Annotated in this window: 14 protein-coding genes, 1 tRNA gene, 1 pseudogene and 2 riboswitches; of the genes and pseudogenes, 13 read left to right on the top strand and 3 right to left on the bottom strand. The window is 55.3% G+C overall.

Annotation, left to right across the window (positions count from 1 at the left end):
- Positions 1-519: 519 nt before the first annotated feature.
- Positions 520-798: a hypothetical protein gene (locus tag OSH09_RS02600; protein ID WP_207874424.1), complete on the bottom strand. Its 279-nt coding sequence runs from the start codon at positions 796-798 to the stop codon at positions 520-522.
- Between the two features lie 247 nt (positions 799-1,045).
- Here OSH09_RS02600 and OSH09_RS02595 point away from each other — a divergent pair, with 247 nt between their 5' ends.
- Together OSH09_RS02595 and OSH09_RS02590 are read left to right on the top strand one after the other, a co-directional pair.
- Positions 1,046-1,279, top strand: coding sequence for a hypothetical protein (locus OSH09_RS02595; protein WP_266120058.1), 234 nt, complete (start codon positions 1,046-1,048; stop codon positions 1,277-1,279).
- Positions 1,280-1,356: 77 nt separating this feature from the next.
- A complete protein-coding gene (locus tag OSH09_RS02590; RefSeq protein WP_266120057.1) occupies positions 1,357-1,509 on the top strand; it encodes a hypothetical protein in 153 nt (50 codons plus the stop codon).
- A 2,596-nt stretch (positions 1,510-4,105) separates the two neighbouring features.
- Here OSH09_RS02590 and OSH09_RS02585 read toward each other — a convergent pair.
- Positions 4,106-4,182: transfer RNA gene (locus tag OSH09_RS02585), tRNA-Val, on the bottom strand.
- A 381-nt stretch (positions 4,183-4,563) separates the two neighbouring features.
- Here OSH09_RS02585 and OSH09_RS02580 point away from each other — a divergent pair.
- The 11 genes from OSH09_RS02580 (at position 4,564) to OSH09_RS02530 (ending at position 20,522) form a co-directional block, all read left to right on the top strand.
- Positions 4,564-5,058: a YkgJ family cysteine cluster protein gene (locus tag OSH09_RS02580; protein ID WP_266120056.1), complete on the top strand. Its 495-nt coding sequence runs from the start codon at positions 4,564-4,566 to the stop codon at positions 5,056-5,058.
- A 304-nt stretch (positions 5,059-5,362) separates the two neighbouring features.
- Positions 5,363-7,099, top strand: coding sequence for an amidohydrolase (locus tag OSH09_RS02575; RefSeq protein WP_266120055.1), 1,737 nt, complete (start codon positions 5,363-5,365; stop codon positions 7,097-7,099).
- Between the two features lie 81 nt (positions 7,100-7,180).
- Positions 7,181-8,227, top strand: a complete 1,047-nt coding sequence (locus OSH09_RS02570; protein WP_266120054.1) for an NADP(H)-dependent aldo-keto reductase — start codon at positions 7,181-7,183, stop codon at positions 8,225-8,227.
- A 238-nt stretch (positions 8,228-8,465) separates the two neighbouring features.
- A complete protein-coding gene (gene nadA / locus OSH09_RS02565) occupies positions 8,466-9,599 on the top strand; it encodes a quinolinate synthase NadA (RefSeq protein ID WP_266120053.1) in 1,134 nt (377 codons plus the stop codon).
- Positions 9,599-11,470 carry an L-aspartate oxidase gene (gene nadB / locus OSH09_RS02560; protein ID WP_266120052.1) on the top strand — a complete coding sequence of 624 codons (1,872 nt, stop codon included), beginning with the start codon at positions 9,599-9,601 and terminating at the stop codon, positions 11,468-11,470. Before nadA ends, nadB begins: the two co-directional genes overlap by 1 nt.
- 81 nt (positions 11,471-11,551) lie before the next feature.
- Positions 11,552-12,226 carry a response regulator transcription factor gene (locus OSH09_RS02555; protein ID WP_266120051.1) on the top strand — a complete coding sequence of 225 codons (675 nt, stop codon included), beginning with the start codon at positions 11,552-11,554 and terminating at the stop codon, positions 12,224-12,226.
- On the top strand, positions 12,226-14,763 hold the full coding sequence (locus tag OSH09_RS02550) for a sensor histidine kinase (RefSeq protein ID WP_266120050.1): 2,538 nt from the start codon (positions 12,226-12,228) through the stop codon (positions 14,761-14,763). The genes OSH09_RS02555 and OSH09_RS02550 overlap by 1 nt, the downstream gene beginning before the upstream one ends.
- A 93-nt stretch (positions 14,764-14,856) precedes the next feature.
- Positions 14,857-15,942, top strand: a complete 1,086-nt coding sequence (locus tag OSH09_RS02545) for an ABC transporter substrate-binding protein (RefSeq protein WP_376912125.1) — start codon at positions 14,857-14,859, stop codon at positions 15,940-15,942.
- Between the two features lie 71 nt (positions 15,943-16,013).
- Positions 16,014-17,780 carry an ABC transporter permease gene (locus OSH09_RS02540; protein WP_266120049.1) on the top strand — a complete coding sequence of 589 codons (1,767 nt, stop codon included), beginning with the start codon at positions 16,014-16,016 and terminating at the stop codon, positions 17,778-17,780.
- On the top strand, positions 17,777-18,847 hold the full coding sequence (locus OSH09_RS02535) for an ABC transporter ATP-binding protein (RefSeq protein WP_266120048.1): 1,071 nt from the start codon (positions 17,777-17,779) through the stop codon (positions 18,845-18,847). The genes OSH09_RS02540 and OSH09_RS02535 overlap by 4 nt, the downstream gene beginning before the upstream one ends.
- Positions 18,848-18,939: 92 nt before the next feature.
- Positions 18,940-19,027: riboswitch (glycine riboswitch) on the top strand.
- Between the two features lie 4 nt (positions 19,028-19,031).
- Positions 19,032-19,112: riboswitch (glycine riboswitch) on the top strand.
- Positions 19,113-19,160: 48 nt separating this feature from the next.
- The gene (locus tag OSH09_RS02530; RefSeq protein ID WP_266120047.1) at positions 19,161-20,522 is read left to right on the top strand and encodes a D-amino acid dehydrogenase; all 1,362 of its coding nucleotides are present in this window, start codon (positions 19,161-19,163) and stop codon (positions 20,520-20,522) included.
- Here OSH09_RS02530 and OSH09_RS02525 read toward each other — a convergent pair.
- Positions 20,467-21,843: pseudogene (locus OSH09_RS02525) on the bottom strand (ATP-dependent DNA helicase); the annotation flags it as partial. The gene OSH09_RS02530 and the pseudogene OSH09_RS02525 overlap by 56 nt on opposite strands.
- Positions 21,844-22,514 lie beyond the last annotated feature (671 nt).

The following is a 22,514-nucleotide window of genomic DNA, read 5'->3' as shown; positions in this document are numbered from 1 at the left end:
TCCATCACAGTAGCTCCCGTCTCTACCCATTTGCTTAAGCGAACTCACATGCCAAGCCAGCTACTCAGCGCTGATCAGTTTCTGCTGCATAGAGTTCCACGGTTTCACCAAGCCCTCCAAACAACTCGACAAACATTCAGATGACAGTGTCGGCTGCCTGCCGCTCTACGGCTGCAATGGCGAGCGTGGCATGCCACCAGCAACTGGCGGCGTATTCTTTGTTCGACTCATCGAGGCTTGGCGCAGCTTGGAGCTGTGCGCATGTATTCTGGTAGGCCGTACTGGAATGAGGGGATTTGGCTAGGCTGTTGTTATGCTTAGTACTCCTCTTTCAAAGGTCAGCCTCATACCCCCAAAGCCATGACCCATAGGTGAAAATGCTTTTGCAGGAAGGTAATGGCTACCAGCTTACGCCCTCATCTATTAGAAAACCCAAAGTCCATTATGGATCGGTTTTTTTATATTCACGCATAACATTCGCCAAGGCCCGAAAGGCCGAGGCACCGCCCAAGCGAGCGACTACTTTAACCGCTTGAAATGTTCTTCCAGCCGCTGAATTCGAGTTTTGATTTCTGCTTTATCAAATGCACTTTCAATAGCCTGACTATTCAACAACCTCTGCTGCTCACTGGCAGGTAAATCATCCCATAAGCTCAAGAGCGACGCCCCCAAAAAACCTAGTATCAACTGATCATCGTCATCTAGCTGATCCACGGCTCGTGCCACTGCCAAGGCTTTCAATTGAGACCCGCCATCATCGTCCCATTGGCCCCCGCTCGATGATATTTCTGTACTCATAACCCCTCCCGTCGACAGTCGAATGAAGGTTCAGTGTAATCTTCACCAGCGTTTCAGGCTGGATTAAATCAAAGCGTACAGACTCAACTTTTCCTTATAATACAATGATTTACAAATTAGCATGGTGGGCAATTCCAGGATCAGCCTAGTATGAACTTAGACCTTCTCGCTGACACCCTGAAGGCGCTACTGGCGCTGTTGCTCAGACTCTCTGAGAGATATCCCGCCAGTCATGGCAGGAGTGCCTATGACACACAATCTCCGGTCCATTGGAAGAAAAGTTAACTTGCTTCGCTTCCCCCTTCTCTCGGCCACCGACCCCGCCGAACCCGTTATCCCAGACCCACGCGACAAACGCCCCGTCGAAATTGAACGGATCCACGAAGACGATCAGACGCTACCTGCAAACGATGAGCCTATCGGCGACAAGAAGCCTCGCACCCCTCCTCCAGCGCAAAACGATCAATCCATTTTTAACTAACTATCGGTGCCTCACAGCGCAAAGCAGTGCACTCAACATGCCTGGTTTGCTGCAATGTTCACCTATTGGAGTCTCTCATGACACAAACAACAAGCTCACCTAACAAACCCCAAGCCCCTCCCCAAAACCCATCGCCTTCTCCTGATCGAAAAGCGGCCATGCATCCTGACGACAAGAAAGATGGCAAAAAAGATGACAAGTCTCCGCAGGCCCCGCCGAAAGGCAAGTAAGTAGCTTTTGCAGACTCGCACCAACGAGTCTGCAAAACGGCCGTCAACATTCCAGGACGACCCGTCTCCCTCAACAGCCCTACCCCTGACGCCTCCAACAACAATAAAAACTTTTCACCACTCTGGCTAACGCTTGGAGCCCCCTTCAGGAGAACAAGGTGCCCTACCAAAGCTCACATAATCTGTGCACTCTGTGCCTGCTTTTGCCCCTATCCTCGTCGCTCAGCCTCAAGCACGAATTTATGGCTGCTGCTGGCCCTTGCTCGCAAGGCCCTGATGAAGCTAAAAAATCTTTATACCAATGCTCCAACTGCAAAACATTGTGGTTGTATGAGCGTGACCGTTGGGGCTCTTGCTTAGGGTTCAAGCTATGGCCGGGCATGTTGCAGGATTTTCAACGCTAGTACCCTGTGTAGGGTTGCAATCAAAAGGGCCTGCGATGATGTATCATCGCAGGCCCTTTCTATAGCGGAATAGGATGGGAATGCAAGTCTCGAGGTTTATCTTCCCCGTGCAGCCCCTCTTCCCGTGGGTTTATGATCATGAGCAGCACTGGCGCGCTTGATCCCCGCATTAGGAGCCTGAGCTGGCCAACCTTCTTGCGACGGCGTGAGCTCAGACTTGCGTGTACTTGGCTTCTTAGGCGGTTTGCCTCTCTTGTCCATTATGACCTCCATTGGTCAATGGTCGCCCCAACAAATATCAGGACGTAAGTACAGGATAGGCCATAAACCGATAAATAACTTGTTTATCTTCATCTGGTAAGCATTACGCAAAAAGCGCCCAAAAAAACTGGGGTCGAGCCCTTTAGGAAAGAACAAAGGCCTAAAGAAAAAATGCTGTAGGTCTTTTTACATATGGTCGCAACGGAAGAGTTTGAACCTTCACCCCCTTGCACCCTATGCAAGCATGGTGGACACTAAACCATTGATTTAAAGGGAATCAGACCACAGCCGACTACAGTTAAGTGCTCATAAGCGTCTACTAGCTGCTGCTAATTTTCCACAAATTCCCCACACAAAAAATAGGCCCGCCATAGTGCGGGCTTTTTTGCGTATGCAAACTTGTTAACCCTCCCAGCTTGCTTTTAAGCTTTCCACCTCCAAGCCTCAGCCAATCGGCCCACCTCCCGCCCCAAGGCCTGCAACACCAGTCAAGCGGTCATGCGCGAGACTAATGAGTTCCTTGTGCTGATTAAAGATACCCCAGCATGACGCAACGAACACAAGGCCAAAAAGTATGAAGACCTTGCGATCACCGTTCTTCTACACAAGGCCATCAAGGAATGGCGCAAGAAGCCGCGCGCCGTTGAAGAAGTAGGGGCCAAGCAGAGCCTGGCCCTTTTATCAGATCAACTTACTTAGTTAGTGCGTTTTTGGCTTCGGCTTTGGAGACTGTGGCGTCTCGGGACGAGCAGAGGCAAGGTGAGTAGATGCCGCCTTTTGGACAGAATAAGCAGAGTCATGGGGGGTAGGAACGGGGTTTTGTGCCATGGCGGTTGCGCCGCCAACTAAGCCAATCGCACCCATAGTTACAGCGCAAACTAATGTCGAGCGTTTCATCGTAAAGCTCCTTTAGAAGCTGATTAAGCTGATATATATCAGCTCATTCACTATGCTCCCTAGACTCTGAACCTAGCCTGAATACTGTGTTCATGCCCCATTCACCTAGGTCTTGTCATACTCAAAAATTAACAATTTGTACTCATAATCCATCTCAATTTCTACGTATTCGCGTAGTGTACGCAACTTCACTCGCTATTCAATCATTGCATAAAATTCTCCACGTCTCAGCCTCCGTCTCCATGTAGCGCAGCACCCTGATCGGCATAACGTCAATCTCAGCATCAAAGCGCCACTTGAACGGTCGCTGGGCGGCTGCGCAATAACTAACGCCCCTGTTCGCCGCGCATCCGCTAACGAGCATGATCACGCACAGCACCATCGTCCAGGTGCTCAATCGTTTCAGAGGCATCTGTTGATACCTCCACGGCGGCTATGTCTGCCTTTGGTTTGTTTCTGCTCAGCAGCACCGGCCTGGTGACCGGCATTAAACAGCCGCCGATGTTCCCGCGCTTGTAGGTTCCACGTCCTTCCCCTTGTGTAAGACGGTCGGCATGGTTGTCTCCCGTGAAATGCTGCAAAAGCAACAGGCGTAAAAAAAACCGCTCGAAGGCGGCACGCAATCAACTCAAACGGGCTAATTCATCGACGAGTCAAATAAATGCTTCCCCATAGAGAGAAGCACTTACAACCCATTTCGTTTGACCACAGGTTTACCCTATTTCGCTGGCTTATCCTCTTCGTTTCAATACTTGGAGAGGCCAGATGGCAGCTCGTAACAGCAACCACACCCACATCTCAGCAAGAACGAAGAAATTGCACTTGAGCTCATAAACGCTACTGTGCAAAGCGGTTTCCGCTCAGAGAGCCTTGAGCACGCGTTGGCACACCATGATCATGACAAAGTGGCCGCACTTACAACCATGCCCCCAAAACATCTCGGCGCGATTTGGAAAACCAGGCAACAAAAAAGCCCCAAAACATTGATCTTTGGGGCTTTTCTTGGCACAGCTTGGAGCTGTGTGCATGTATTCTGGTAGGCAGTACTGGATTCGAACCAGCGACCTCTACGATGTCAACGTAGCGCTCTAACCAACTGAGCTAACCGCCTGCGGTGAAGAAATGAAATAATAGATCTTCCCTATGGGGCTGTCAACACTATTTTGTGTTTTTCTATAGAAAAAACGATCTTTTTTTCGGTACCTATTCTGAAGAGGATCTCAAAAACCTCAAAAAAACAAGCCAAACCATTGTTTTACAATGAATAATCAAAAACACAAGAAAAACCAGATCATTTGACCCACAACCCTCCATTCAGACCAAAGAAACATATAGATACACACAATATGTCTCCCGCCCGCATCAAGCCCCCTCCTGCCACACGATTTTTCTATTCAAGTTCTTCGAGCAAAAATAAAATAACTGCTTTACGCCTGCAGATCATCGATCTCGTCTGAAACGGGTCTGCGGCTGCTACGGGACACCTACGCACATGACTTGCTCTTCTCTCCCGCCTACCCCGACTCCACTGCTTGATCTACCTGGCGTTCAGGAAACTACGCTGGAAGCAGTCCTTTATACGCCCCCCAATGACGAGATTTTTGATGAGAACCCCTGTTTAAGTTGCGGGGTGTGCTGTTCTCATTTTCGGGTGTCTTTCTATAGTGGTGAGTTAAGTGGCGAGACGGGCGGCACAGTACCTGTCGAGCTGACGACTCAGGTTGGTCCTCTTCGTGCCTGTATGAAGGGGACAGAGCAGGGCGAAGGCCGCTGCATTGCCTTGCGCGGCACGTTGGGCCAGCCGGGTATTCATTGCGCTATTTATCCTGATCGCCCTACCCCCTGTCGTGACTATCAGATCTGGGAGCTGGATGGCAGCCCCAATGTGGATTGCCAGCGTTTACGTAGCAAGCATGGCTTGTCCCTGCTACCCAATCGTCCGCTGCCTGCCCCGCCAGCTTTACCGGAACACGATGAGGCGGCTTGATACGCTACAACGGTATCCTTTTGCCAAAAAGCCCTTGCAAAGTACTTTGCAAGGGCTTTTTTTTGACCAAATCCAGAGAAAAAATTGACATATAAAGCTTTCCAGATGCACGCGAGAAAAGCTTACTGTTTAAGTACCCACTGACCTATTCGTGAATCCCACATTGTGTTTCTACCTATAGAAACCCCTACTCCAGACCTGTAGTCTTGAGGTATCGAGTAGTACTTGCTTTAGCTCTTTATAAAGCGAAGCAAGCCCTACGCAAGCCACAAATATAGTTATAACAATACTGGAGCAAAGAGATATGTATTTCCCCCGTCTACGTGCAGCGATGACGCCCCTGATGTGTCTGGCTGGACTCTGTGCTGTTAGTCCCATTGCATTTGCAGCCCCACCTGCTGCTGATCTGCTGATAGTGAATGGACGGATATACACGCAAAGCCCGGCTCATGCTTGGGTTGAAGCTCTTGCAATACGTGACGGCAAAATTGAAGCCTTAGGCAGCACAGAGCAACTGCAAGCCAGGCGAGGAGAGCAAACCAAGCTGATAGACCTGGGCGGCAAGATGGCCATGCCCGGCATTAATGAAGCACACTCCCATCCGGTATGGGGTGGGTTGAAACATCTTTTCCAATGCAATTTCCCCTTCACGGTGACTCCTGACGTACTGGCAGACACTTTGAAAGCCTGCGTGGCGCGTAGTGAAACACTCTGGATTCAAGGGGGCCAGTGGGATAGCGATTTTTTCAAAACGCACAAGATCGACTCACCTCGTCAATGGCTTGATGCAGTCTCTGGGGACAAGGCCATTGTGTTGACGGATGATACGGGGCACAACGCTTGGGTGAACTCCAAAGCCTTGGGCCTCCTGCAAATCGATACCAACTTTACGCCGCCCAGCGGCATGACCGTGAAGCACGAAGTGAGCAGCCGCGAGCCCAACGGGGTTCTGGTAGAAGCCAATAGCTATATCCGATCCTTTGTTCCTGACTGGACAGATGAGCAATACCTAAAAGCCGCGCAGTATGCCGTCCAGGAATCCAACCAATTTGGTATTACGGGTTTGAAAGATGCAGATGCCAGTGAAGCTGTTGTTCGGGCTTACTACAATCTGGACAAACACACCGGCTTGAATGCACACGTAGCAACGGCGATTCGGATTTCGGGCAAGGAAAGCAAACATGTTTTTGATTTTGCGGAAATTGACCGCATCAGCAAGCAGTATGCCCGCCCTAACTTAAAAACCAATTACGTCAAAATATATACCGATGGTGTTCCTACTGCAGCGCACACAGCCGCCATGCTGGAACCTTATGTTGACACCCATCATGATGACCCGCTGGCCTTAGGCGCTTTAGTTGTCCCTGAAAACGAGTTGGACCGTGTTGTCACTCATCTTGACGGCGCTGGTTATGGTCTGAAGCTGCACACAGCAGGCGATCGGGCTATTCGAATAGCGTTAAATGCCATTGAAAAGGCGCGGAAAGCCAATGGAGCTTCCGGCATGATGCACGAACTGGCCCACTCGGAGTTCGTTGACAGCCAAGATCAGCCACGCTTCAGGGCCCTGAATGTCGCCGCGGATTTCTCCCCCTACATCTGGTATCCCTCGGGCTTGATTGACGCAATCAGCTCGGTAGTGGGCGAGCGCAGTAAAAACATGTTCCAGGCCCGCTCTTTGCTTGATCAGAACGTCACCATTGTTGCCGGTTCGGACTGGCCCTCCGGCGTAAAAAACAATAACCCCTGGCCTGCTATCGAGGCCTTGATTACGCGTGCGAACCCCTTCGGTCAGCGCACAGGAGAACAACTAGGGGCTGAGCAAGCCTTGAACCTGAACGAAGCACTACAGATTTTTACGAAGGATGGGGCGAAAGCCTTGGGCCGTGAAACCGAAACAGGATCTTTAGAAATCGGCAAATCCGCCGATCTGATTGTGCTGGATAGGGATCTGTTCAAGATTGAGCCCAATGAAATCAGCGACACCAAGGTGATCATGACTATTTTCCAAGGACGTTTGGTGCACCCAAGCAGCAAATAGGCCAACCGGAAGACTGTCTAAATACGCTACCATGCACGTTTTGTAGGGCCGCCCGGCCCTGCGTTTTCGGAGTCGAAGCAAATGAAATACCGCAAGCTGGGCAATACAGACCTGGATGTCAGCCTGATTGGTTTGGGCACCATGACTTACGGGGAACAGAACAGCGAGGCCGATGCGCATGCTCAGCTAGACCTTGCCCTGGAACTGGGTGTGACCTTGGTGGATACCGCCGAGATGTATCCCGTTCCCCCTCTGGCCGCCACTCAAGGTTTGACCGAGCAATATATCGGCACCTGGCTGGCTAAAACGGGGCGTCGCAAGGACATTGTTCTGGCCAGCAAAATTGCCGGTCCGGTACGTGACCCCAAGCGTCCTGGCCATATCCGCAATGGTGGCACCAGTCTGGATCGCAAGAATCTGGAACAGGCCCTGCACGACAGCCTGCGTCGGCTGCAAACTGACTATCTGGATCTGTATCAATTGCACTGGCCAGATCGCAGCACGGTAACTTTTGGGCAGCGTAGCTATCCATGGAAGGAAGAGGACACTATCCCTATCGGAGAAACCTTGTCTGTGCTGGACGACTTTGTGCGTCAGGGCAAGGTACGCCATGTAGGCGTGTCCAATGAGACGCCTTGGGGTGTGTCGCGCTTTCTGGAGTTGTCCCGTTCGCGTTCCCTGCCCCTGATCGCCACCATTCAGAACCCGTACAACCTGCTCAACCGCGTGTTTGAAGAAGGCCTGTCCGAGTTCTGCCGCTATGACGGACTGGGCTTGCTGGCTTACTCGCCTTTGGCTATGGGTGTATTGACGGGCAAGTATGACCACGGCGCTCGCCCAGAGAAAGGACGGTTGACGCTGTACAACCGTTTCACTCGCTACGATGCCCCTCGCGCACGCGAGACGGCGTTGGCATATAACGAGCTAGCGCGCGAGTACGGTTTGACGCCGACTCAATTGGCTCTGGCCTGGGTGAATCATCAAGCCTTTACCAGCAGCAATTTGATTGGTGCGACAACGCTGGAACAATTGCGCGAAAACATTGCCAGTGTGGAGGTTCAATTGAGTGATGAGTTGATCGCCAAGATCAACGCCATTCATCATCACTCCCCAAATCCTGCACCTTAATCCGCTTACCACCCCGCTTTGAGCCTGAGCGCTCAGGCGGGGCCTCCTCTTTCTACTCCCCGCTCCCCGCCCCCCTCCCGACCCAGACCTTGTGACTGTGCTTGTGCTTGCAGAATGCAGTTTTTTTATTTATGCTCAAAAAAAGCATAATAAATAAGACACTCTCCCTTCTGTTCAAAAAACCATCTTTTCCATTTTTTTAAGCTATTTATGCTCAGAATGAGCATCAAGGACAAGCATGATTCAGCACTATCCCATTGATGTCTGCCAGCCCGATGTCCAAGACACTTTGAATCGCCAGATCACTTGGCACGCCGTCCCTTCAAAAATCAGCACGCAAGCGGACAAGACCACTTTGAAGCGTGCTTTAGCCCAGCAGTTAGCTGAGCAAGATGCTGTGCTGGTCGCGCACTACTACACCGACCCCGACATTCAGGATCTGGCTCTGGAGACAGGGGGCTGCGTGGGCGATTCCCTGGAAATGGCACGCTTTGGGCAAGAGCATGCAGCCAGCACCGTACTGGTGGCCGGTGTAGGTTTTATGGCGGAATCAGCCAAAATTCTTAGCCCTGAAAAACGGGTGTTGGCCGTCCATGACGAAGCGACTTGTTCGCTGGATCTAGGCTGCGCCCCCGACGACTTCAAGCAGTTTTGTGCCGCCCATCCTGATCGGGAAGTCGTGGTCTACGCCAACACCAGCGCGGCGGTGAAAGCCCAGGCCGACTGGGTGGTGACCTCGTCTATCGCCCTGGACATCGTGCGTCACCTGCACGCTCAAGGGAAAAAAATCCTGTGGGCACCAGACCGTCATCTCGGCTCGTATATCCAGCAGCAAACTGGAGCAGACATGCTGCTCTGGCAAGGCTCCTGTCTGGTTCATGACGAATTCAAAGCGGATGGCTTGAAAGCTTTGCTTCATGAATACCCCGATGCTCAGGTTCTGGTCCACCCTGAATCGCCCGCCTCTGTGGTTGCCATGGCTCATGTCGTCGGCTCGACGACCCAACTATTGCGGGCAGCGATCAAGCATCCCGCCGACACCTTTATCGTGGCGACCGATCAAGGGATTTTGCACGCCATGCGCCAGCAGGCACCGGGCAAAACCTTTCTGGCCGCCCCCACTGCAGGCGAAAGCGCCACCTGCAAAAGCTGCGCCTATTGCCCATGGATGGCCTTGAACAGTCTGGAGGCCCTGCATCAGCGCCTGAATGAGCCAGGCCCCGGTATTGAAGTGGACCCAGCCCTACGTGAAGGCGCACGACGCTCCTTGCAGCGCATGATGGATTTTGCCGCTGCACAGCAAAGCAATCTGCGTGTGAGTGCGGACCTGGCCGAGCATAGCCAGCAGTTCCAGCATGTAGGAGCCGCTTGATGCAATCAGGCTCAACACAGACAGATGTGTTAATCATCGGCGCAGGGCTGGCTGGCACCAGCCTGGCCCTGTCCTTGCCTTCCTCGATGAACGTGACCTTGCTCAGCAGCGCCCCCGCTCCTTGCGGGGCCAGCCCAATGGCTCTGGGCGGATTGGCTGCCGTGCTCAGTGCCGAGGACAGTCTGGAGCAACACATTGAGGACACGCTGGAAGCCGGTGCTCGGCACGCGGACAGCGAAGCGGTACGTGGCATTTTGCAAGCCGCAGCAGAAGCGGTGCATTGGCTATTGCAAAGGCAAGTGCCGCTCGACAGAACGGAAGATGGTCAATTACACCTGACGCGCGAAGGCGGACACAGCCAGCGTCGCATTGTGCATGCGGCCGATGCCAGCGGGTACGCCATCATGCAGGCATTGAGTCCTCAACTGGACCGGGCACCGCATATCCTTCAACGCCCTCATTGTCAGGCACTGGCCTTGCGTCGTAATGAACGGGGTGAAGTGGCTGGTGTTGATATTTTTGACAAACACAATCAGCGATACGAAACCATTTTGGCCGATCATGTGGTGCTGGCGACCGGGGGGCTGGGCAGTCTTTATGCCCACAGCACCAACCCGGACAGCGCCTTGGGGGAAGGAGTTGCATTAGCCTGGCGTGCTGGAGCTGCAATACGTGATCTGGAATTCGTGCAGTTTCACCCGACTTGTCTGCATGCTGATGGACCCACTTTTCTGCTGACAGAGGCCTTGCGCGGTGAAGGTGGCTATCTCTTGGATGCGCAGGGGCATCGCTTCATGCACGAGTACGATCCTCGGGCAGAACTGGCTCCACGCGACATTGTGTCCCGCGCCATCGCCGCACATATGCGTCAGGAAGGCAGCCATCATGTCTGGCTGGATGTACGTCATCTAGGCGCGGACACCTTGCAGCAGCATTTCCCGAAGGCGCTGGAAGAAGGCTTGCGCCGCGGATTGGATTTACGTCAGGACTGGATACCGGTTGCGCCTGCCGCTCACTACAGTTGTGGGGGAGTGCAAACTGATTTGTCGGGTCGTACGACTGTTGCGGGCTTGTATGCCGTGGGTGAAGTGGCCTGCACGGGCTTACATGGAGCCAATCGCCTGGCCAGCAATTCCTTGCTGGAATGTGTCGTCATGGGGCGGGCTGCAGCAGAAACCATTGCTGCGAGCAAAAGGGTCCAACGCTCAGCTTTGGTGCCTGGGGCAAAGGCTTCTAATGCAGACACCGGTACAGGTTCATACCCACGCTCGAGTGCAGATTCAAACCCAAGGTCAAGTTTGGATTTGAGCCTGATTCCAAATCTAGCCTTTTCCGCAGCAACAGCGATAAATATAAGCACCAACAACAACAACAACAACAACAACAACAACAACAACAACAACAACAACAACAACAACAACAACGCTAATCTGAGCGGTATCGATGGCAAAAGCAATCAAGACTACAGCCCATCCGTAAATAACGGCCCCACCCTTTCGGCCTTGCGCCGTTTGATGCAAGAGCATGTTGGCTTGCTGCGCACCGGAGCGGGTCTGACGCAAGCCTTGCACACGCTCGAAGCCTGGCGAGAACAAATCAATCACTGCAGCGCCGCCGATGCCTGCTCTACGAATAGCTACGACAGCGACCGTAGCAATGCTTGTAACAGTGGCACTGAGAGTACAAGTCGCAGCAGCAGCAGCAATGGCAATGGCAATGGCAATGGCAATGGCAATGGCAACATAATCCCCCACTCCATCCATTCCGTGGACCATCACACCATCAGCCTTCATCTGGACACCGCATGGCTACTGGTGCTGGCCGCTCTGGACCGCCCGCATAGCCTAGGCGCGCATTTCCGGCAGGACTAAGACCTCGGTTTTCATGGGATAGAATAAAAAACCAAATAAAGAGGCACCTCGACATGCAGGAGCCCATTCGATGGAGGCAATATGCGATTACTCATGGTCGAGGACAATGAGGATTTAGGAGAAGCCATCGCCAGTCGGCTCAGTGCAGGCGGCCATAGCGTGGAGTGGGTCATGAATGGCGAACAGGCCCTGCGTTATCTGGACATGGATAACTGGGATGTTCTGCTCCTGGACATCATGCTTCCCGATCAGGACGGCTTCAGCATTTTGCGCCATCTGCGTCGCCAAGCGCCCAGCCTGCCGGTGCTGGTCATGACGGCTCGTTCGGAAATCGAGGACCGCGTGTCCATGCTGGACCTGGGGGCGGACGACTATCTGGTCAAACCGTTTGATCTGCGCGAACTGGAAGCACGACTGCGTGCTCTGATGCGCCGCCCCGCCACCACGCAAGCGGAAATCTGGCAGTTGGGGCACGTCAGCATTGATATCGCAGCCCGGCGCATCAATAGCCGTGATCAGACCGTGGAGTTCGGCCAGCGCGAGTTCTGCTTGCTGGAACTGCTGTTAAGCCGCGCCGGACAAGTAGTCACCAAAGAACGTCTGATGATGCAGCTCTTCAATTTTGATGAAGACTCCAGCCCGAATGCGGTGGAACTGCACGTTTCCCGTTTGCGACGCAAGCTTAGTGATATTGCCATCCGTATCGACACCGTGCGGGGCACCGGCTATATGGCCAGTTTGGGCGATGCCAGCTAATGCGCCGCTCTCTATCTATTCAACAGCGCGTGTTGGCGCTGGCTGTCTGCTTGTTGGCGGCGGCTCTGCTGGCGCTCGGTCTGGCCTCTCGCCAATACGCTCAGCGCGCCGCCGACTCTGCCTATGATCGGCTCTTGAAAGCCGCTGCGCTGACCATTGCGAATGCCATTCAGATTGACGAGGGCGAGCTTTCACTGGAGCTACCCTACTCCGCCATGGCCATGCTGCCCGAGCAAGAGCATATTTTTTACAGTGTGCGTTCTACCAGTGGGCTGATTTCTGGCTACCCGGATCTGGGCAACACGCTCCCCCCCGCTGCCAGTTCCGAACCGCGCTATGACACGATTTCCTATCACGACACGCCGGTACGCGTGGCCACCATCGGGCGCTTGCTGACAGGCGAACATTCGCTAGGCCGTGGCTGGATCACCATACGTGTGGCTGAAACCCTGGGAACCCGGCAAGCACTGGCTGATGAGCTGCTGGGCCGCAGCACCTTGTCCTTAACAGGCCTGATCCTGCTGGCCCTGATGATCACCAGCCTGGGAATCCGGCGCGCCTTTGCTCCCTTGGCAGAATTGGAAACCGCCCTACGGGAACGCTCGCACGACAATTTGCAGCCTATCGACACCCCGGTTCCCAAGGAGATCCGCCGCCTCGTCGACACCTTGAATGCCTTTATGCAGCGCCTGCAAACTGCCGTTGGGACCTTGAACAACCTGGTGGCCGATGCCGCCCATCAAATTCGCACCCCTTTGGCGGCGGTTCATTTGCAAACTCAGCTTGCCATGGACGAACCCGGCTCCGAAACCGTACGCCCGCGCCTTCAACGAATTTTGAACAACACCACCCATGCCACCCATTTGCTGAACCAGTTGCTGATGGATGCCACGGTCAGCCATCGTCTGGATCGCAGTACCATGCGCCCGCTGGACGTGACCCCGCTGATTCAGGAAATCCAAGGGCGTGTGGACCCGGACCGAGCACATAGGCTGCAGGTTCACATCACTCCCTCGGCCCGACGGGCGCAAGTGTTGGGCGACCACGTCTCCTTGAGGGAAATGCTGCGCAATGTGATCGACAACGCCATGCTCTACAGCGACGAGCATATTTCTGTACGCGTTTATACCCGGCCCAGCGGCCTGGTGGTGTTTGATGTTTCCGACCTGGGACCCGGCATCAGCGACGAGGACAAGACCCGTTTACTGGAGCGCTTTCAGCGTGGCCCCAGCAGTCAAGGCAGACCGGGATCGGGCCTGGGCCTGTCGATTGTGCGCACGGTCGTACAAGCGCATCAGGGAACCCTGCTCTTGCGTGATCACTCTCCGCAAGGGCTGACCGTCCGCATCGAAATCCCGGCGCTGATCCAAGGCCCCAAGCCTGCAAGCTCCCTGCCACAGACCTTGGCTGTCCTCGCCCTGGTATTGACGGGCCTGCTTGCCTCCCCCGACACCGTTCATGCGCAGGACAAGATCGCCCGCCCCGATATGGGTATACGCAGCCATGAATACCCGGCACTTTCTCCCAGGCAAAAGCCGGATGATCAGCCCTTACTCGTCATCGCTGGCCCTACCGATACGGAGCTGTTTGAAGTACTGGTGCACGACTTCCAGCAAATCCAGCCTCAGGTGCGCATTCTTTATCACGAGATGGATTCCACGGCCCTGTATCGACATACCACTCAAGGCAGCCTGCCTGATACGGACTTGCTCATCAGCTCGGCCTCGGATCTGCAGGTCAAACTGGCCAACGACGGCTATGCCCGTTCCCACAGCTCCAGCCTGACCAATGCCATGCCCGGTTGGGCACGCTGGCGCAATGAGGTCTTCGGTTTCACGCTGGAACCCGCAGTCATTGCCTACGCACCGTCCCGCCTGCCACCAGATCTGCCCGCCTCCCGAGAGGCGCTGCTAAGGCTGCTGGAGCGCAATAGCGGCACACTCATGGGCCGTGTCGGAACCTATGACATCCAGATCAGTGGCGTCGGTTATCTGTTCGCGCTTTATGACGAGCGCACCTCCTCCACCTTCTGGGGGATGGCCAATGCCTTGGGCCGCGTCGGCACTCGTCTATACGCCAATACCGCTGCCATTCTGGATGATCTGGACAACGGCACCCTGGATGTGGCCTACAACGTCCTGGGTTCCTACGCGCTGGCCCGCCAAAAGGCCGGTTCCGACATTGCCATCGTCGTTCCCAGCGATTATGTCTCGGTGTTTACCCGCAGCGCATTGATTCATAAACAGGCCCATCGGCCGGATTTGGCGGCAGCATTTATTGATTATTTGCTCTCACCCCGAGGCCAACAAACCATTGCGGGTCCGGCTGGCCTGGGCCATTTGAATGCCATCGAAACAGGCAGTTGGTTTACAAAACCTGTTGCAAATCAATCGATTGGGATTATTCAGCCACTTATCTTGAATCCTTCCTTGTTGGTTGGACTGGACCCAACCCGACGCCAGCGCTTTCTGCAAAACTGGCGGCGTCTGGTAACCGATACGCCTCCCAACCCAGGAGACCATTCCTATCAACAGTGACAGGATGCTGACAGCTAGAGTCCACACAATGGAATGACACTGTTCCCCGAAAAGTCCCGCGTCATGATGGGACACTGAACCAAGGAGACTCGAATGTCAGCATTCACCATCCCTAGCCGCTTGAGCCTGCTAGCCCTGTCACTCAGTGCCAGCATGCTTACCGGTCAAGCGGCCTGGGCACAAGGCGATCAGGCGCAAGCCGCCGAAAAAGAAGGCAAGGTCATCGTCTACTCCACGACCGATACCAAGGCAGCCGCTCCGCTGATTTCCGCCTTTGAAGCGGCAAACCCCAAGATCAAAGTCGAATACCACGACATGAACAGCACCGAGCTGTACAACCGCTACATCAGTGAGCAGGCTTCGGGCAGCAATAGTGGTGACGTGGTCTGGAGCTCGTCCATGGATTCGGCCATGCGTCTGGCCACCGACTATGCCGCCAGCTACGCTTCCCCCGAAATTCCTTCCCTGCCTGGCTGGGCCGTCTGGGAAAACAAGGCCTTTGGTACGACCTACGAGCCTACGGTGTTCATCTACAACAACCGTCTGATCAAGCCTGAGGAAGTGCCCAAGACTCACGCCGAACTGGCCAAGCTGGTGGAAAGCGACAAGGACCGTTTCCGCAACAAGGTCACCACCTACGATATCGAGAAGTCCGCCGTGGGTTATATGCTGGCCGCTCAAGACAGCAAGAAAGGCGAAAGCTACTGGAACTTCATCAAGGGCGTAGGCTCGGCCAATCTGGTTCTGCAATCGTCCACTGGCACCATGATGGAGCGTGTCAGTTCCGGCGAGAACCTGATCGGCTACAACCTGCTGGGTTCGTATGCAGAAACCCGCGCCGCCAAGGATAAAGCCATCGGGATTGTGTACCCCTCGGACTACACCCTGGTCCTGTCGCGTGTGGCCTTCATCAGCAACAAGGCGCAAAACCCCAATGCAGCCCGCGTTTTCCTGGACTACATGCTGTCCAAAGACGGTCAGGACATTCTGGCCAACAAGTCCGAACTGGCCTCGATCCGCTCTGACGTGGAAGGCGATAACGACGTGGACGGCCTGACCAAGCGATTGGCCGGTGTGGAACTGACCCCCATCCCCGTGGATTCGTCCCTGCTGGACTTCCTGAAACAAAAGGAACGTCTGGACTTCATCAAGCAATGGCGCGCTGCCGCCAATAAGTAAGACGCCTCGTCTTTGAATCGGGTGGTGGCCCCTGCCGCCACCCCGCCTCTTTTCCGCCTGGAATCCTTATCATGCAAGCCTTACGCCTTCGGTGGCAGGCCTGGCCGCGCCATGTCGTTGTTCTGATAACGGCACTGGCCATTTATGTGCCGCTTAGCCTGATCATCATCCAAAGCCTGCTATCCGCCCCTTTTTTCGCGGCTGACAAGTCTCTGGGGCTGGATGCCTTCCGTTTTATTTTCGACGACCCGGACTTTTACAAAGCCCTGGGTAGCGGTTTCATCATGGCCTTTGGCCTGGCCGGTATCTCGATTCCCTTGGGTGGCATTCTTGCTTTCCTGATGGTGCGTACCGATCTGCCGGGTCGTACCTGGATTGAACCGCTGATTCTGGTCCCTATTTTTGTATCCCCCATGGTGCTGGGCTTCGGCTATATCGTCGCTGCCGGGCCAGTCGGGTTTTTCTCCACCTGGGCACTGGACCTGATCGGTTTTGTGCCCTGGAACATTTACTCCTTTACCAGCATTGTCATCATTGCCGGTTTGACGCACGTTCCACACGCTTACCTGTACATTTCCTCCGCCCTGCGCAGCATGGGTTCGGACGTGGAAGAAGCGGCCCGCAGCGCCGGAGCCAGCCCTTGGCAAGTGATGCGCTCGGTCAGCCTGCCCATGGTTCGCCCGGCCATTCTGTACGCCTGCGTGCTGCTGTTTTTCCTGGGTCTAGAAGTGTTTGGTCTGGTGCTGGTGCTGGGTGACCCCGAGGGCCACTTGGTTCTGGCCACCTACCTGTACAAGCTGACAAACAAGCTGGGCATTCCGTCCTACCACCTGATGGCCGCGGTTGCCGTGATTCTGATCGCCATGACCATTCCCCTGGTCATGCTGCAACGCCGCCTGATGCGCACCGCCAACCGCTTTGTGACCGTCAAGGGCAAAGCCTCCCAGGCTCGTTCCCTGCCACTGGGCCGCTGGCGCTGGGCTGCCGCCACCCTGGTTGCACTATGGTTGTTCTTTACCGTGATCGTGCCGGTTGTCGGTGTGGTGCTGCGCGCGTTTGTGTCCAACTGGGGCATTGGCGTCTCGCTGATGGACGTGCTTTCTCTGGATGCGTTCAGACAAGTCTTCGGGCAAGCCAACCTGCTGCGCGCCATTCTGAATTCGATTGCCATTGGTGTGTTCGGTGGTGCGCTGGCCGTGATCTGCTACACCTTTATCGGCCTTGCCATGCACCGCAAGCCAGACGGCATTACTCGCTTTCTGGACTACAGCGTTCTGGTTCCGCGCGCGGTTCCCGGTCTGCTGGCGGGTCTGGCCTTCCTGTGGATGTTCCTGTTCGTGCCTATGTGGCTGGATCAGTCCCTGGAAAACGGCTGGCTGTCCGTGCTGCCTATGGCGGAATGGCTAAGAGGCGTCGTTGTCAGCCCTCTGCGTGCTTTGCGCAGCACCATCTTCAGTGTGTGGCTGGCCTATAGCGTGGTCTGGATGGCATACGGTCTGCGTCTGATCTCCTCCACCCTGCTGCAAGTAGGCCCGGAGCTGGAAGAAGCTGCCCGTAGCACGGGGGCTCGTCCCGGCCAGGTGACGCGTCAGATCACCCTGCCTTTGGCGAAGTTTGGTTTGATCGGCTCCTGGTTGCTGATGTTCCTGATCTTCGAGCGGGAATACTCCACCGGTGTGTACTTGCTGACTCCCGGTACGGAAACCATTGGTTCCATGCTGGTCTCCCTGTGGGCCACCGGTGCCATCGACATTGTGGCTGCCCTGTCCTTTATCAATATCGTGTTGGTGGTCATTGGCCTGACCATCGCATTGCGCTTCGGAGTGAAACTACGATGACCGAGCTGACTGTAGAAAATATCCATCTGGCCTACGACCGCAATCCCGTCCTGAAAGGCGTCTCCATGAGCCTGAACAAAGGCGAAGTGGTTTCCCTGCTGGGCGCTTCGGGCAGCGGCAAGACGACCTTGCTGCGTGCTGTGGCCGGGCTGGAGCAGCCTTCTCAAGGCCGCATCGCCATCAATAATGATGTGCTGTACGACTCCAAGGCCCGTGTCGATCTGCCTGCCGAGGCCCGCAACCTGGGGCTGGTCTTCCAGTCCTACGCCTTGTGGCCGCACATGACGGTACAGGAAAACGTGGCGTATCCGCTGACCTTGCGCAAAACCCCCAAGGCCGAGAGCCGCCAGAAGGTAGAAGCCATTCTGGATCAGCTAGGCCTGAAAGGTTTGGGCGAACGCTACCCCAGCCAGTTGTCGGGTGGGCAGCAACAACGGGTCGCCATTGCACGTGCGCTGGTCTACAACCCGCCCGTCATTCTGCTGGATGAGCCGCTGTCCAACCTGGATGCCAAACTGCGTGAAGAAGCCCGTGTGTTCCTGCGCGAGTTGATTGTGGAGATGGGCTTGTCAGCCTTGATGGTGACCCACGATCAAGCCGAAGCCATGGCCATTTCCGATCGCATCTTGCTGCTGAACGGGGGCGAGATCGAGCAACAAGGCACGCCCCAAGAGGTCTACAGCAATCCCAAGACGCTCTATACAGCCGAGTTCATGGGTTCCAACAATCGCCTGCAAGGGAAAGTCACCGAACAGCGCGATCAGCAAACCCGCCTAAGTGGCCCCGGCTGGGAGCTATGGGGCCATGCAGCCGCCCCCCTGACATCCGGTCAGCAAGCCACTGCCGTGATCCGTGTTGAACAGGTACACCTGAACGCCCAGCCTGGCCCCGATACGCTGCAACTGCAGTTGTCCACCAGCATGTACCTGGGCGACAAGTGGGAGCACGTGTTCCGCATGGCTGACCCGTCTGCAGGCACCTTGCGTGCTTTTGGGCCGGAACCCCTGCCCGGTGGCATACATCACCTGCAATTGCCCCCCTCCAAACTGTGGATTTATCCTTCCTGATCCACAGCCCACAACCGGGAGCCCGCTCCTTGGGCTCCCGGTTTACCCTGATTGCGCAGTTTTGCAAGCACAGCTAATGTAGTCGCGTCATTACAGGCGGTATGAAAGAGACCTGTTCAGTCAGGCGCCGACGGAGCAACCACCCCGGAATCTCTCAGGCAAAAGGATCGTACCAGCCCGACACTCTGGAGAGCGGCGCACGACGCCCACCGAAGGAGCCCAGCCAGACACACTGGTTGGATAAACTCTCAGGTCACAGGACAGATGGGGTATTGCCACTATTTGGTGGCAATTCACCTGTCAGGAGCCTGTTATGTCGCATATTGCCGTCATTGGCGCCGGTATTTCCGGAATTACCACCGCCTACGCCCTTAGCCTGAAAGGCTATCAAGTCACCGTTATCGACCGCCTGCGCTACCCTGCGATGGAAACCTCCTTCGCTAATGGCGGGCAGCTTTCCGCTTGCAATGCCGAGGTCTGGAACAGCCGCAGCACTATTCTCAAGGGCTTGAAGTGGATGATGCGCAAAGACGCCCCACTGCTGTTCAACCCTAAACCAAGCTGGCACAAATATAGCTGGATGGCACAGTTTATGGGTGCCATCTCCGGCTACGAGCGCAACACCATTGAAACCGTCAAGCTGGCTATTACGGCCCGCGAGAATCTGTACCAATGGGCCAAGGACGAAAACATTGATTTCGACCTGGAACAACGCGGCATCTTGCACATCTACCACACGGCAGGCGGCTTTGAGTCGGGCAAGAAAGTCAGCCAACTGCTGCACAAAGGAGGTCTGGAGCGCCGCACCGTCACCAATGACGAAATTCACCAGATCGAACCTGCTTTGCAAGGCACCTACTACGGCGGTTTCTTCACGCCTTCTGATGCCACAGGCGATATTCACAAATACACACGCGGGCTAGCGGATGCGTGCGCCAAGCGCGGCGTGAAGTTCCTGCAAGATACGGAAGTGCTGGGTATTGATTGCGGCCCTCCGCACCGTATCCAGTTGCGCACGGGTGACGGCGCTGAAGCGCACACGCATACCTTGTCCGTGGATTCCCTGGTGGTTTGCGCCGGTGTAGGCAGCCGTCATCTGGCCCATATGCTGGGCGACTACGTCAATATTTACCCTGTGAAAGGCTATTCAATCTCGGTCTATCTGGATACGCCAGAAGCCCAACATGCCGCCCCTTGGGTCAGCTTGCTGGACGAAGAAGCCAAGATTGTGACCAGCCGCCTGGGCAAGGAACGACTGCGCGTGGCGGGTACGGCGGAATACAACGGCAGCAACAAAGACATACGTGCCGACCGTATTGCCCCGCTGACCAACTGGACACGCCGCAACTTCCACGATGCCGCAACCGACCGCGTCGTGCCGTGGGCCGGTCTGCGTCCCATGATGCCGGACATGCTGCCACGCGTGAAAGCAGGCAGTCGTCCTGGCGTGTACTACAACACGGGTCACGGTCACCTGGGTTGGACTTTGTCTGCCGCTACCGCTCAAATCATTACTGAAGTCATTGCCCAGAACGAGCGTCAGTCCGCACCTGCTCAATTTGCCACCAGTCCGGCAACAACTGCTGCACCCGCCGCTGCCCATAGCGCTCGTCAAGCAGATACACAAAGCCCTGATCCTGCTCATCGCGAATCACACGACCCGCGGCCTGTGTAATCTTGCGTAGTCCCGGATAAAGATAGGTATAGTCATAGGCCCGCCGCTCCCCAAAGAGCTGGGCCATGACTTGCTTCACCGACTCATTGGCAGGGTTGAATTGCGGCAATCCCAAGGTGGCAATAAAGGCACCGATCAAGCGTTTACCGGGTAAATCCACCCCTTCGGAAAACGCCCCGCCCAACACCGCCAAACCTACTCCCTTCCCGTCCAGCGTAAAGCGATCCAGAAACTGCGTTCGTTGATGATCGCTCATGCCCGGTTGTTGGTGCCACAGGGGCATATCCGGCCAGCGTTCCTGCAAAGCTTGGCTGACCTGCTCCAGATAATCAAAGCTGCTCAGGAACAAGAGATAGTTACCCGGCTGCTCCTGATAGGCCTGCCCGACAATGTCGCAAACCCCTGCCAAGCTTTGGGCTCGGTCTGCATAACGGGTAGACAGACCCGCGTACTGGCGTACCCGTAACTGCTCGGCCCGATACGGCGAGGCCACATTCAGTTCGGTGGTACTGGGCGGCAGACCCAGGACGTCGCGATAAAACTGCGAAGGATTCAGCGTGCCAGAGAACAGCACAACACCATGAGCATCGCCATAACGCTCAGCCAGAAAAGGCGCAGGCACAATATTGCGCAGGTTCAATAGCACGCCATCGCGGTGCGCCAAGATATCGAACAAAGAGTGCGAGCCGAATTGTCCGGCCAAATCCACAAAATAAAGCAGCTCAAAATAAAACTGCAGCAAGGGACTGTCTTGCGGCATGGGGGTTTCAGCCACGTATGCCCCCAGACGGGCCGCCAAATACTCACACTGCTCCAGCAGATCGGGCGGGATTTTCTCCAAGCCCCATTGGTCGCCCCCCTCCTCAGGAATCAGGTCTTCCATCAAACGAGTCAAGGGAGCGAAATGACGCTTCAAGGCCGAAGGAGCTGCCTTGCGGGCCATGCGTATCTGCACTTGCGAAAAGGAAGCTGAATACATGGAGCGGGCACGCTCGACCAGGTTATGAGCCTCATCCACCAGCACAGCACTGCGCCATTGTTGCGCCAGGGTCTGGCTATAGAGCACCGCATGGGTATCGAAAAAGTAGTTGTAGTCACCCACAATGGCATCGGCCCAGCGCAACATCTCTTGCCCCAGATAGTAGGGGCAGACTTGATGCTCATTCGCGACGTGCTGCAAGCGCTGGCGATCAAGAATGGGCTGTTCCAGGGCTTGTCGGCGTGCGGCGGGAAGGCGGTCGTAAAAGCCTTCGGCCAAAGGACAGGACTGGCCATGACAGGCTTTATCGGGGTTCGGACATTGCTTGTCACGGGCGACCATTTCCAGCACCCGCCAAGCCCCCTCGCCTTCGGGACTCAAACGGCTCAAGGCATCCAGAGCCATTTGTCGGCCTGAATTTTTAGCCGTCAGATAAAAAAGCTTGTCCAAACCCGCTTCGGGCATGGCCTTCAGGCCGGGAAACACGACAGCCAGTGTCTTGCCTAAGCCCGTCGGCGCTTGAGCCAACAAGCACTGTGCGTCACGCTGCGCACGAAACGCAGCCACCGCCAATTGACGCTGACCGGCGCGAAACTGCTCAAAAGGAAATTGCAGATCGGTACAGGCCTGGTCCCGCGCCAGACGATGTTTTTGTTCCTGCCGCCCCCACTCCACATAGGCGCGACAGTGTTCCTCGAAGAAGGCCCACAAATCCGCGCGCTCCAGATACTCGGATACGCAGGTCTCCTTATGCTTGTCGACGTGGTAATACACCACACTCACCGTCACGCCCGGCAGGTCCCGCTCCTGACAAATCATGGCGGCATAGACCTTGGCCTGGGCCTGATGCAAACGACGGTGATGCTCGGGGATGGCATCAAACGCCCCCCGATAGGTTTTCAGCTCTTCCAGACAGTGGCTGACAGGATCAAAACCATCGGCCCGACCCCGCACCAGAAGCCCCTCCATTTCATAGGACAGAGGAACTTCCGCCTCGTAATGCTCCGGGCGAC

This window comes from Alcaligenes parafaecalis, from assembly GCF_026344135.1.
GTDB lineage: Bacteria > Pseudomonadota > Gammaproteobacteria > Burkholderiales > Burkholderiaceae_B > Alcaligenes > Alcaligenes parafaecalis.
This window is presented reverse-complemented; position numbering and strand designations above follow the sequence as displayed.